The following is a 13,259-nucleotide window of genomic DNA, read 5'->3' as shown; positions in this document are numbered from 1 at the left end:
CCGCCTTTGCCTATTTGACTACAGTTGATCCTAAATGCCACGCCAGTCGACTCGGGCATTGCGCTCGGTTTGATAGACTCTTAAAACATACTGCCCCAAAGGTAAATTGCTTAAATAGGTTTTATAGGCACTGAATTCTTCAGATAGGCTATCCTCATGGTCTTTTTCCCAAGGAGTACCTTTAATTTCAAGCACAGGGGCTAACATTGAACACACAGCAATATCCGCCAAACCTAAACGATCTCCCACAAAGTAACGCCCATGATTAGCAATTAACTTTTCATTCAAGACCTCAATTAAACGCTGCATTTCAACTTTCGAGTGCTCAACTTTGTCGGCATTGAGTTCATAACCTTTCGACATCAAAGTTTTAATCAGAGGTTTGGTGTATTTTTCAAATTTACGTAAATAGCCCTTTTCACCCAACATAATTTGTAGCGATTGGTCATTATCGGATAAAGCATGTGCCAACCCCCAACGGCGAACGTGTAGCCCTAAATCATTGGCTAGAGCATTAACATCTAAAGCCTCTTTACGAAGCTGAGCTTCGCTACGTAACAGTCGATGTTCTGGATAACGCTCATCCAGATATAACGCAATCTCGGTGGTATCTGCGACCCATTTGTCTTGATCACGTAAAATAGGCAATTTATTCTGCCCTGTCTTTAACTGCGCAAACGCCCGATGGACCCCAGGCACTACATTTTGCGCGACAAAATCTAGCTCTTTATGATCGAGCAACCAGCGAGCTTTCTCACAAAAATGAGATAAAGGAAACTGGTATAAAGTTCTCATAAATGCTCCACACTTATTTTTCTATTTTGGCTTTTTAGCAAAGCCATCTATTTCAGTTGGATACTTTAGTCACTGTATTTAAGATTTACAATGTACTTTTTACCCAAAACTGCCCAGCAAATGTTCAACAGCCTTTATCAAATTTATACGTTTTTTTCTCTACAATATCTCAAATCTGAATAAGTAAAAATTTAACGACCTTGCTTAGACTACAGCTAAAATACATATTTTATATTTTTCAAATGTTTAGAATATTCATCAAATGATTAAACTTAGCATATTTTATTTTTAACTTTTTAGCTGCTAAGCAATTCAAAATCCTTCATTTAATCATTCAAACAATCCCAAGTAGCGTATAGAGATTAAGTAAAGGTGCTTTTATGTCTCATACTCTCTCTAAAAATATTCACGTGATACAAAATGATCAGGATGCGATTAATGCAGCCTATCATGTCGCTGACTTTGCCTTAGAAGGTCGGGATCAACGTGATCAGAACCGTCAGCTTCCATTTGCTGAAATCGAATTATTCAGCAAAAAAGGCTTAGGCGGTATTCGTATTCCTCAAGCTTTTGGAGGCGCATTTGTTTCCAATAAAACTTTAGCTCAGGTTTTTCGCATTATTAATAAAGCCGACTCAAGTGTCGGTCAAATTCCACAAAATCAAATTGCGCTACTCAATATGATTGATATTTTAGGTAGCGAACAACAAAAACAGTTTATTTTTAATGAAATATTAAACGGCAAACGCCTTGCCAATGGTGGCCCCGAACGAAATACCAAAGACACTAAAACATTAAATACGACATTAAGCATTGAAAATGGTCGTTACTATGTCGATGGTGAAAAGTTCTATTCTACAGGCAGTAGCTTTGCCCATTGGTTAGCCATTAAAGCCATTCACCCTGAAGGTTATGTGGTACTGACGCTTGTTGATGTCACAGCACAAGGTGTCGAAGTCATTGATAACTGGAACGGTTTTGGTCAGCGTACAACGTCAAGTGGCACAGTAAAATTACAACGGGTTGAAATCGATCCACTCCTTATCTTTGATGAGCGGAAACTAGCTGAGGACGTTACTTATCGCGGTGCCTTCTCTCAGCTAATGCAAGTAGCGATTGATGTGGGTATTGCAGAAGCTGCGTTTGAAGACACATTGTCAGCGGTTAAAAAAGCCCGACCGATTGTCGATGCGCAGGTTGAGAAAGCCAGTTTTGAACATTACACCTTACAAGAAGTCGGCAAATCTGCAGTGCTACTGGATGCCGCTATCCTACTGCTCGACGAAGCTGCCGAATATTTAGATGAACTTGACCAACTGAGCGTTGTCAGTGCGGAACAAGCAGCTCAAGCCTCCATTTTAGTCGCCGAAGCCAAGGTCTATGCCAATGATGCTGCACTACAAATTTCTGAAAAACTCCTAGAGCTTGGTGGGAGTCGTTCGAGCCTAAGCCAACATAATCTAGATCAACATTGGCGCAATGCACGTGTGCATACCTTACACGACCCGATCCGCTGGAAGCTGCATGCACTGGGGAACTACTATTTAAATAATACTTTCCCTGCCCGCCACGCTTGGATTTAAGGAGAGCATCATGACTTCATTTCAACCCATTCTTCCGCTTCAATCCCAAGACACGGCGTATGCACATATTATTCAAAGTGATGCTGAAGCCTTAGAAATTGCCAAAAATTTGGCTGAGCAGTTTAAACAGCAGGCTATCCAACGCGATGCTGAACGAATTTTGCCTTTTGAGGAAATTGAAGCCTATAGCCAATCTGGGCTTTGGGCTATTACTGTACCGAAGGAATTCGGGGGGGCCGATGTTTCCAGCTATACGGTCGCGCAAATTATTGCGCTAATGAGTGGTGTGGATGGTTCGATTGGACAAATTCCACAGAACCATTTCTATGCCTTAGAGGTTTTACGTAATAACGGTACTGAACAACAAAAGCGTAAACTCTATGCAGAAGTGCTCAAAGGCGCTCGCTTTGGTAATGCCTTGGCTGAGTTTAAAACTAAAAATGCAACACAAAAACAAACTGCACTGAGCCAAACGGAACAAGGCTATGCGGTCAATGGTGAAAAGTTTTATTGCACGGGCAGCCTGTTTGCAGACCGCATACCGACCTTAGTCAAAGATGCCGATGACAAAGAGTTTCTGGTCTTTATCCCACGTAGTAGTACAGGGCTAGAACTGATTGATGATTGGTCAGGTTTTGGTCAACGTACCACAGGTAGCGGTACAGTCAAATTTAATCATGTCGCTGTAGGCGCAGAAGATATTGTTCCTTTCGATACAGCATTTTCCAGACCGACTCTGGTGGGGCCTTTTGCGCAAATTATGCATGCAGCGATTGAAACGGGCATTGCACGTGCTGCTTTTGAGGAAACACTGGTTCGTGTACGTCAGGCTCGTCCATGGATTGACTCTGCTGTTGAACAGGCAACCGATGATCCTTTAACACAGTTTGAACTGGGACGAGTGGTTGCCGATGTACGTGCCAGTGAAGTCTTACTCAAACAAGCGGCACGCTCCATTGACGCAGCACGTCCTAATCCAACCACTGATAACATTGCTAAAGCATCACTGGATGTAGCGAAAGTTCGTGCCCACAGCACAGAAACCGCATTAAAAACAGCTTCGAAATTGATTGAACTGGCAGGCAGTCGTGGTAGTCAACGTGAAGATGGCCTAGACCGCTTTTGGCGTAATGCACGTGTTCACACGCTACACGATGCGTCACGTTGGAAATATTACTTCATTGCTAATTATCTTCTTAACGGGGTACTTCCGCCACGCAGAGGGACATTGTAATGACACTATCATCTCAAAATAAAAATCCGAAACAAATCATTCTGAATGCCTTTGATATGAATAGCGTAGGTCATATCAATCACGGTTTGTGGACACACCCACGCGATGAGTCGCATCGTTTTAATGAGCTCAGCTATTGGACCGATTTGGCGCAAACTTTAGAGCTAGGTTTATTTGATGGTTTATTTATCGCCGACATTACGGGTGTCTACGACGTTTATCAAAATAGTCTGGATTTAACCCTAAAAGAGTCGATTCAGCTTCCAAGCCATGACCCTAGTACACTCGTTTCTGCTATGGCCGCCGTTACACAGCACTTAGGTTTTGGTGTCACTGTGAATCTGAGCTATGAGTCGCCTTACCAATTTGCACGGCGCTTTGCAAGCCTCGACCATTTAACCCACGGTCGTATTGGCTGGAATATTGTCACCGGCTACTTAGACAGCGCAGAACGGTTAATTGGTCAAAAAGGTTTAAAAGATCACGACTTGCGCTATGAACAAGCCGAAGAGTTTCTCGAACTTTGCTATAAATTTTGGGAAGGTTCTTGGGAAGACGATGCCATACAAAAAGATAAGTTAAACCGTGTCTTTACTGACCCTTCAAAAGTTCATGCCATCCAGCATCAAGGCAAATTTTTCCAAAGTCAGGGCGTTTTTCAGGTTTCCCCATCTATTCAACGTACACCTGTGCTTTATCAAGCGGGTGCCTCAAGCAAAGGCTTAGCCTTTGCAACCCAACATGCTGAAGCCATGTTTATTGGTGCTGACACGCCTGAAAAACTTAAACAGCAAGTCGATAAAATTCGTGCGCTTGCATTAAGCCATGGGCGCAATGAGCAAGCTATTAAACTCTTTGTCGGTATTAGTGTGGTGACGGCTGAAACGGACGAGTTGGCTCAAGAAAAACTCGCCGAATATATTCGCTATGCCAGTCCAGAAGCAGGTTTGGCGCATTTTTCAAGTTCAGTCGGAATAGATTTGGCTCAGTTCACAGATGATGAAGCGATTCCCTATAAACAAACCAATAGCATTGCCTCGGTCAATAACAAATTTAAAGAGCAAAAAGTTACCCGAGCAGATTTAAAAGCCCAGCATGTACTGGGAGGACGCTACCCGCTAATAGTCGGGAGCGGAAAAACTGTAGCAGAAAAACTCATCCAGCTATTAGATGAAACTGGCGTAGACGGCTTTAACCTTACACGAACCGTTGCTCCAGAGTCACATCAAGACTTTATTCGTTGGGTCATCCCAGAGTTACAAGAGCGTGGCCGTTATAAAACTGCCTATGAAACAGGTAGTTTACGCCACAAATTATTCGCTCAAGGTGATCGACTGTCCGCAGACCACCCAGTACAGCAGTATCGCTGTCAAAGCTCGCCCCCTCATACTCAAACACAGCAAAAACAAACCGCATAAATTTTAAAATACGAGAAATATCATGGCTCAAACTGCAAAAACAAAATTTACCATTATTGGGGTAATTGTCGCCGCTATCGTCATCGCACTAGTGGCTTGGTCTTATCATAAAAAATCGAGTAACACTGAACTGGTGATTGGGATCAGCCCACCCTTTGCAAATCCGTTAAAAGTGGCTGTAGAAGAAGCAAAACAGCAAGGCATCAACGTCAAACTGGTGGAATTCTCAGATTGGAACACTCCAAATATCACGCTCAACCATGGTGATATTGATGCCAACTATTTCCAGCATCAACCCTTCTTAGATAACGCTATCAAAGAAACTCAATTTAAACTAAAAGCATTGGGTAAAGGCGTCACCACACACGTCGGTTTATATTCAAAAAAATATGACTCGATTGATGCGATTCCTGAAAATGCACGTACAGTTATTCCAAATGATCCAGTCAACCAAGGCCGTGCGCTTTTACTGTTACAACAGGCTAAATTGATTAGCTTAAAAGACCCAAACAATCATCTATCGAATCTGCAAGATATTGTGAGCAATCCTAAAAAGCTTCAGTTTATTGAAGTTGAAGGTCCACAAACTGCACGTGCCGTTGATGATGCTGACTTGGTCTTTAGCTATCCACATTATTTACGTCTTGCAAAAACCATTGACCCAAATGATGCGCTGATCTTAGATGACAACACCAATACCCTGTATTCGATTTTATTTGTGGTGCGTGACGACTACCAACAGAAACACCCAGAGAAAGCCGCGCAACTTGAAAAGTTCATCAAGATTTATCAAACATCGGACAAAGTTAAACAGACTTTGAATAGTGAAATTGGCAAAAAACTTTGGTTCCCTGGTTGGAAGTGAGTATAGGCCATGACGCAATCTTTCACTCAAAATCGAAAAAAATGGCTGATTGGCTTGAGTGTCATCGTGGCAATTTTTGCTCTAGCGGGTTACCGCTATAGCAAAAGCCATGCGCAGGATGATGTCTTAACGATTGGCATTAGCCCACCTTATGCAGAATTGCTGCAAAGCGTGGCAGATGATGTAAAAAAACAAGGTATTCAGGTCAAACTGGTTGAATTTTCGGACTGGCATGCGCCAAATGTTGCTGTGCAAAATGGTGACATAGATGCAAACTTTTCTCAGCAAAGCGTCTTTCTACGCAATGCAATTCGCGAAACAAATTATGACCTGCATGCATTCGCCACAGGCACAGGAAGTCATGTCGGACTATATTCTAAAAAATATCAGTCCTTAGATGCACTACCCACTCAAGCCCGTGTGGTTATTCCCAATGACCCTGTGAATTCAGCGCGTGCACTGATTTTACTGCATCGTGCAGGTTTGATTCAGCTCAAAGATATCAACAATGAATTGTCTACCGTAAAAGATATTGTGAGCAATCCTAAACAACTTCAGTTTATTGAAGTAGAAGGCCCACAAACTGCCCATGCATTTAATGATGCCGATTTAATTTTTGGCTTCCCGCATTATTTAAAAATGGCTAAGGTCACAGATCCGCATCATGCCCTTTTTCTTGATCCGATAGACAAGAAATACGCCATTTTATTTGTGACACGTAAAGACTATCCAGACCAAAACCAAAAACTTGCGACTTTTGTGCAAGCATTCCAAAACTCAAAACATGTTCAAGAAATTTTAGACCGTGATTTTGGCCAAGGTCTGTGGTTTGAAGGCTGGAAATAAGGAGAAAAAGAATGGTCAGCTTTGGTTCTCATGTGGATTTTTCCATTCCACATATCAAAATTCGTAATTTAAACAAACACTATGCAGTACAAGGGCATAGTGTACATGCACTCAAAAATATTGACCTCGACATACCGACAGGGAAAGTGTTTGGCATTATTGGCAAAAGTGGCGCAGGTAAATCTTCCCTACTCCGCACCTTAAATGGTTTAGAACGTATTAGTGAAGGTCATATCCATATTCATCAGCAAGACTTGGCGGCATTGAACCATGCTGAGCTGATTCAGCTCCGCCAACGCATTGGCATGATTTTCCAGCATTTTAATTTAATGTCTGCCAAAACAGTCTACGAGAATGTCGCACTGCCCCTCATCGTTGCCAATTATCCCAAACAAGACATCGAACAACGAGTCAATGAAGTTTTACAGTTGGTTGGGCTGAGCGATAAGGTTCAGCATTACCCATCACAACTGTCTGGTGGTCAAAAACAGCGTGTCGGTATTGCCCGTGCATTGGTTCACCATCCTGAAATTTTACTCTGTGATGAAGCAACATCTGCACTCGATCCAGAAAGTACCTCTGTGGTGTTGTCCTTGCTCAAAGAGATCAATCAGAAGTTGGGTATCACCATTGTATTGATTACCCATGAAATGCAGGTGATTCGGGAAATCTGCGATCAGGTCGTGGTCATTGATGGCGGTGAAATTGTGGAATCAGGTGAAGTTTGGTCTGTGTTCTCTCAACCGCAGCAAGGCATTACCCAAGAACTGCTGAATCTAGAACAACTCGATTTGCCTTTTCGCTTAAATGCGGGACCCACGCAGCTCGATACACATGCCATTTTCAAAATTCGCTCGACTTCAGATGCGCATCATCCACCTGACTTAAAACAGATTTTGGAGTACTTTCCACAAACTGTGCATTTGTATCAAAGTCAGGTCGACACCATCCAAAACCATTTAATTGGAACATTGATTATTGCTGTTCCCACACAGGGCTTAGAAATTCAATCGCTACTACAAAAACTAAAAGCGCATGTCACACATGTAGAGGTACTTGGCTATGCACGACCAACTCATTGATTTATTACTGACAGGTACTATCGACACCTTAATCATGGTCGGTGCATCTGCATTTTTTGCCTTACTCATTGGTCTGCCAATGGCAGTGGTTCTCGTCAGTACCTCTGAGCATGGCATTTATCCCTCTAAAAGTATCAACCATAGCTTAGGCTGGTTGGTAAACATCACCCGCTCCGTTCCCTTCCTTATATTAATGGTGGCCTTGATTCCACTCACACGTTGGATTGTAGGCACCAGTTATGGCGTTTTGGCAGCAGTTGTCCCTTTAACTTTGGCGGCAACCCCCTTTTTTGCACGAATTGCAGAAGTCAGTTTACGTGAAGTGGATCAAGGGTTGATTGAGGCTGCGCAAGCGATCGGCTGTAACCGTACTCAAATCATTTGGCATGTGTTGTTACCTGAGGCACTACCCGGAATTGTCGCGGGTTTTACCGTGACCATTGTGACCATGATTAACTCCTCTGCCATTGCAGGCGCCATTGGTGCAGGTGGTTTAGGTGATATCGCCTATCGCTATGGTTATCAGCGTTTTGATATACAGATCATGTTGGCCGTGATTGTCGTGCTCGTGATTTTGGTGATGTGTGTACAAGCCATTGGAGACAATCTGGCAAATCAACTCGATAAGAGAAAAGTTTAGTCACATCTCCCATATTAAGTAGAGCACTCTACCCCCACTTAAGTTTTTAACCCCTCCTTTTTCTAAGGAGGTTTTTTAATATCAAGTTCACTGCCTACTTATAATCGCTTTTGATTTATGACAGCAATCTAATCAACTGAGTCAACATTGCTTTTCTTTCAAATTCATATAGAAAAATATGACTCTCAATATACAGATAGACATGTATAAGCTATAACGTATCCTCAAGCCTAAATAAGAATAATCCCCCTAAGATGAGTCATTCCTCTAGAATTAAAGTACTCGCTTTCGACATCTTTGGAACTGTCGTGGACTGGCATTCTTCAATCATCCAAGAAGTGGAACGCCTAGCCTTGAACATCAATGCCAACCAATTTGCATTAGACTGGCGTGCAGGCTATCGACCTGCAATGGACCAGGTTTTATTGGGTCAGCAGCTGTGGGCTTCCATTGATGATATTCACCGCCTCATTTTGGATGAGCTTTTAGTGAAATATCAAATCTCCACACTGAGCGAAGCTCAAAAGAATGATTTAAACTTTATTTGGCATCGTCTCAACCCTTGGCCAGATACAGTCGTAGCGCTTAATCAATTAAAACAAGATTATATTATTTGTACCCTTTCAAATGGCAACATCCGTTTATTGGTCGATTTAGCAAAGTATGCAAAATTGTCTTGGGACACTATTTTCTCTGCTGAAAACTTTAAAGCCTACAAACCTTCTCCTAAAACCTATTTAGGCGTCGCAGACTTACTTAATGTTGCACCAAGTCAAGTGATGATGGTGGCTACCCATCAAGATGACCTTGCTGCAGCACGTGGCTGTGGACTTCTGACGGCTTATATTGAACGCCCCTTTGAGTATGGTGCAGCCCAATTGAAAGACTCTAGTCCTTGCATAGACAATGATCTACATGCAACAGATCTGTTAAATCTAGTTTCTTTATTAAAAGAAAAGGCTTAAAAGGCTCGTATATAGGGCTTAAATGAGGACGTTCTACCCGCAACATGATTTACAACTTTGATTCTTCTGCCCTGAGACCTGACTTTGTCATGGCTTTCATGTAAAATCACTGGCAATTTTTATATAACACGTTGTGAGTTATTTCATGGGTTTTAATTGCGGTATTGTCGGCTTGCCGAACGTTGGTAAATCTACACTTTTCAATGCATTGACTAAAGCTGCTATTGCTGCTGAAAACTTCCCATTCTGTACAATTGAACCGAACACAGGCATCGTTCCTGTGCCAGATCCACGTTTAGACAAACTTACCGCAATTGTAAAACCTCAACGCGTAATTCCAACGACGATGGAATTTGTAGATATTGCAGGTTTAGTTGCGGGCGCATCTAAAGGTGAAGGCTTGGGGAACCAATTCCTTGCAAATATTCGTGAAACGGATGCGATTGCTCACGTTGTACGTTGTTTTGAAGATGAAAACGTCATTCACGTTAACGGTAAAATTGACCCGCTTGATGACATCGCAACCATCAACACGGAACTTGCACTTGCTGACTTAGAAACTGTGACAAAAGCTGTAACTCGTTTAGCAAAATCTGCAAAAGGTGGCGACAAAGAAGCACTTGCAACCAAAGCGGTTTTAGACAAAATTTTACCTTTACTTGATGAAGGCAAACCTGCCCGTGCTGCTGACCTAGACGACGACGAACGTAAATTGGTTCGTGGTTTTGGTTTAATGACTTTAAAACCAACCATGTATATTGCGAACGTTGCAGAAGATGGTTTTGAAAATAATCCGCATTTAGATGCTGTGAAAAAACTGGCAGCTGAAGAAAATGCAATCGTCGTTCCGCTTTGCAACCAAATCGAAGCTGAAATTTCACTACTTGAAGATGAAGACCGTGCTGAGTTCCTTGAAGCTTTAGGTATGGAAGAGCCGGGGCTAAACGTGGTGATTCGTGCAGGCTACGGTCTTTTGGGTTTACAGACTTACTTCACGGCGGGTGTACAAGAAGTTCGTGCTTGGACCGTTAAAGTGGGTGCAACTGCACCACAAGCGGCAGGTGTGATCCACACTGACTTCGAAAAAGGTTTTATCCGTGCTGAATGTGTTGCTTATAATGACTTTGTTCAATACAACGGTGAAGCAGGCGCGAAAGAAGCAGGAAAATGGCGTTTAGAAGGTAAAACCTACATCGTTCAAGACGGTGATGTTCTACACTTCCGCTTTAACGTATAAGCCATTTCGAATATAAAAAAACCCGATACCAATCGGGTTTTTTTATAAGCTTAAACCAAGCTTAAAAACAGCATTAAATAACATATAAACACCTGATCCATTTGGATCTCACACAATATTATAACTTCTATTCTTTTGTATTATCGCTAATTTAATCACAGGCACTAATGCCCTCATTGAACAAACGAAAATGAAAAAGATCAGCACATTTATTGCAGCAGGTTTATTCACCACCCTTAGTGCAACAGCATTTGCATGCCCTCAAGGCACAACGCTATCAGGTGGCACAGGTGCAAATCATAAAGGTGGTAAGTGTGTCCCGACCATGAACATGGCAAAGCATGATCATGGCATGAAACAAGAGAAAGTAGCAAAGCAAGATAAAATGGCTAAACATGATCCAGCCATAAAGCAAGATAAAATGGTGGAACATGATTCAATGAAAGCCAATGATATGACCCATAAATCCCATAAAGATTCTCATGCTCCAAGCCCGAATGCATCCAAAGTTCAGCCAGATACACATAAAGTCTCGAAGACATCTTAAAACAGCATAAAAAAGCCAGTGAAATTCACTGGCTTTTTAAACTGATTTTATTAAGGTGATATCACAGAGACATGCTTATTGTCCATTGTCGCACGTTGTTTACGCGCTGCATCTAGCATCCGTTGCTCGATATCTTTTCTAAAACCAAGCATAAACACCATTTCAGCCAAAACAAATAATGGACCAATGGCGAGGCCAATTACATCGTCCATAAACGCTGGCTTTTTCTTTTCATAAAAATGTCCAACGAACTGAAACACCCAACCCACCACAAAAATACCAATACTTAAACTTAACCAAAGACCCAAATCAAATTGCGCAATTTTATACGCCAATGGATAAGCCATGGCATAGATCACCAGCATGATCAGACCAAAAATTCGATCTAAGCTCAGGTAGTAAACAATACTCGCTAAAATCAAAACCATCGCCAAAGTGATTTCAAAACCACCCACAGCCCAGCCTGCTCTTGCGGTTAAGCACATAATTGAAAACACAATCAGGGGAATACCCACAAAGTGGGTCATAATATTCTTATGATCGAGGTGGTAAGCCGCATATTGGCTAAGTAACTGCTCAAGCTTTGACATTTTAATCGTCCTTGTAAAATACTTTTATTCAATATATAAAAAAAACTCGACCTAAGTTGTCGGCTAAGTGACAATTACAAATATGGAAATTTTTAAGATTCATTATAAGGATTGAATGTGCTTAAGGAAGCTGAACTCCACATTTTAAAAAATAACATTTGGTATTCCCAACTACCTATTTTATTTCAAGATTTCATTTCACAGTACGCTACACAAGTGCATATAGAACGGGATCAGGCCGTGTTTCATCATGGCGATGCTTTCGACGGAATCTATGCCGTCCTTCATGGGAAAATCCGCTTAGGCTATATTGATATTGAAGGAAATGAGTCAATTGCGGCAATTGCTGAGCCTATCATGTGGTTTGGAGAAATTTCATTAATTGATCAACAACCTCGCTCCCATCATGCAATTGCTGTTGAAAAAAGTACCATTCTAAAAATTTCCAACACTGCCATTGAAGACTTACTCCACACACATCCGCAATTTTGGTTTCATATTGCGCAGCTGAGTTCGCAAAAGTTACGTCTCGCATTTTTGGAATTGATCGCTATCCAAAGTCAAAATATTAGCCAAAGGTTGGCTCAACGCTTGCTTTTTATTTTGAATGGCTATGGCAACCATGTGCATATTGAAAACCATATGATACATCTTTCTCAAGAACAGCTAGCTCAAATGTTAATGTGTTCAAGGCAAACCATTAACCAAGAATTACATCAACTAGAACAACAAGGGATTTTGAAAATATCGTTTAAAAAAATTGAAATTCTTAATCTTCCAAGGCTTCATACGCTAGCACACGCAACAATGTAATTTTGAAAATAAACTTAAGATCTTCTCTCTCCACTCGCATTGTTTGAAAACAATATTTTTTATGATTCATATTCACTTAAGGAGCCAAAATTCATAATTAAACATACAATTTACATATTTCCGTTTACATTAGACCTCTTGCGAAAGTATCTTTAATGACTATTTTAGATGTTGATATTTATTTAAAAATCAACGCTTATCACTGATTAAATTTTGACTAACGCAAGAGGTCTATTAAATATCTTTATATTTCAGTTAGGCGCGAATGCCTATGACATAAAAGATGAATACGATGAAAAAAATCACAACACTTCTCACAGCAGGACTTTTCTCAGTACTAAGCGCATCAGCATTTGCCTGCCCTAAAGGTACAACTTTAACTGGTGGAACAGGCCCAAATCACAAAGGGGGTTCTTGTGTAGCAGTGAATGGCGTAGCTCAAAAAGCAAAAACATCCGAAGTAAAAGCCGAAACTACAAAAATGAAAGATAAAACGACGACTACCAATAAAACAGCCACTGCTAAATCTAAAGGTACTGTGGAAAATGTAAAAACTGCGACAGCAACCAAAGTGAATGCTGAAACCAATACAAAAGCAAAAAGCTCTAATCAGGCAAAAGTAAAAAGCGAAACAAAGAATCAAG

The 13,259-nt window shown here is 41.3% G+C and carries 14 protein-coding genes; 12 read left to right on the top strand and 2 right to left on the bottom strand.

Going from position 1 to position 13,259, the window contains the following annotated elements; all coding sequences use genetic code 11:
• Positions 1-30 precede the first annotated feature (30 nt).
• A complete protein-coding gene (locus DPG01_RS09300; protein WP_086209320.1) occupies positions 31-795 on the bottom strand; it encodes a glutathione S-transferase family protein in 765 nt (254 codons plus the stop codon).
• A 380-nt stretch (positions 796-1,175) separates the two neighbouring features.
• Between DPG01_RS09300 and DPG01_RS09295 the strand changes: the two genes are divergently transcribed.
• The 10 genes from DPG01_RS09295 to DPG01_RS09250 all read left to right on the top strand — a co-directional run bounded on the left by DPG01_RS09295 (position 1,176) and on the right by DPG01_RS09250 (position 11,212).
• Positions 1,176-2,378, top strand: a complete 1,203-nt coding sequence (locus DPG01_RS09295; RefSeq protein ID WP_110974893.1) for an SfnB family sulfur acquisition oxidoreductase — start codon at positions 1,176-1,178, stop codon at positions 2,376-2,378.
• Positions 2,379-2,388: 10 nt separating this feature from the next.
• Positions 2,389-3,612: an SfnB family sulfur acquisition oxidoreductase gene (locus tag DPG01_RS09290; protein WP_110974892.1), complete on the top strand. Its 1,224-nt coding sequence runs from the start codon at positions 2,389-2,391 to the stop codon at positions 3,610-3,612.
• Positions 3,612-5,030: an LLM class flavin-dependent oxidoreductase gene (locus DPG01_RS09285; RefSeq protein WP_086209323.1), complete on the top strand. Its 1,419-nt coding sequence runs from the start codon at positions 3,612-3,614 to the stop codon at positions 5,028-5,030. The genes DPG01_RS09290 and DPG01_RS09285 overlap by 1 nt, the downstream gene beginning before the upstream one ends.
• 22 nt (positions 5,031-5,052) lie before the next feature.
• Entirely contained in the window at positions 5,053-5,895 is an 843-nt protein-coding gene (locus tag DPG01_RS09280) for a MetQ/NlpA family ABC transporter substrate-binding protein (protein WP_110974891.1), read from the top strand.
• A 9-nt stretch (positions 5,896-5,904) separates the two neighbouring features.
• Entirely contained in the window at positions 5,905-6,741 is an 837-nt protein-coding gene (locus DPG01_RS09275) for a MetQ/NlpA family ABC transporter substrate-binding protein (RefSeq protein ID WP_110974890.1), read from the top strand.
• A gap of 11 nt (positions 6,742-6,752) precedes the next feature.
• The gene (locus DPG01_RS09270) at positions 6,753-7,823 is read left to right on the top strand and encodes a methionine ABC transporter ATP-binding protein (protein WP_110974889.1); all 1,071 of its coding nucleotides are present in this window, start codon (positions 6,753-6,755) and stop codon (positions 7,821-7,823) included.
• Positions 7,804-8,463: a methionine ABC transporter permease gene (locus DPG01_RS09265; protein WP_110974888.1), complete on the top strand. Its 660-nt coding sequence runs from the start codon at positions 7,804-7,806 to the stop codon at positions 8,461-8,463. Before DPG01_RS09270 ends, DPG01_RS09265 begins: the two co-directional genes overlap by 20 nt.
• A 254-nt stretch (positions 8,464-8,717) precedes the next feature.
• Positions 8,718-9,428: a haloacid dehalogenase type II gene (locus DPG01_RS09260; RefSeq protein ID WP_110974887.1), complete on the top strand. Its 711-nt coding sequence runs from the start codon at positions 8,718-8,720 to the stop codon at positions 9,426-9,428.
• A gap of 145 nt (positions 9,429-9,573) precedes the next feature.
• Complete coding sequence (ychF, locus tag DPG01_RS09255; RefSeq protein ID WP_004693442.1) at positions 9,574-10,665, top strand: redox-regulated ATPase YchF; 1,092 nt, start codon at positions 9,574-9,576, stop codon at positions 10,663-10,665.
• A gap of 190 nt (positions 10,666-10,855) precedes the next feature.
• Complete coding sequence (locus DPG01_RS09250; protein WP_110974886.1) at positions 10,856-11,212, top strand: hypothetical protein; 357 nt, start codon at positions 10,856-10,858, stop codon at positions 11,210-11,212.
• Positions 11,213-11,262: 50 nt separating this feature from the next.
• Here DPG01_RS09250 and DPG01_RS09245 read toward each other — a convergent pair whose 3' ends face one another.
• Entirely contained in the window at positions 11,263-11,802 is a 540-nt protein-coding gene (locus DPG01_RS09245; protein WP_086209329.1) for a DUF962 domain-containing protein, read from the bottom strand.
• Between the two features lie 117 nt (positions 11,803-11,919).
• Between DPG01_RS09245 and DPG01_RS09240 the strand changes: the two genes are divergently transcribed.
• A complete protein-coding gene (locus tag DPG01_RS09240; RefSeq protein WP_110974885.1) occupies positions 11,920-12,615 on the top strand; it encodes a Crp/Fnr family transcriptional regulator in 696 nt (231 codons plus the stop codon).
• Between the two features lie 292 nt (positions 12,616-12,907).
• Positions 12,908-13,259 (top strand): hypothetical protein (locus tag DPG01_RS09235; protein WP_162622334.1); only part of this gene is annotated, 352 nt, incomplete at its 3' end.

It is taken from the genome of Acinetobacter sp. WCHAc060042, from assembly GCF_003231195.1.
Lineage (GTDB): Bacteria > Pseudomonadota > Gammaproteobacteria > Pseudomonadales > Moraxellaceae > Acinetobacter.
The sequence above is the reverse complement of the archived record's forward strand: the minus strand, read 5'-3'. Positions and strand labels throughout refer to the sequence as shown.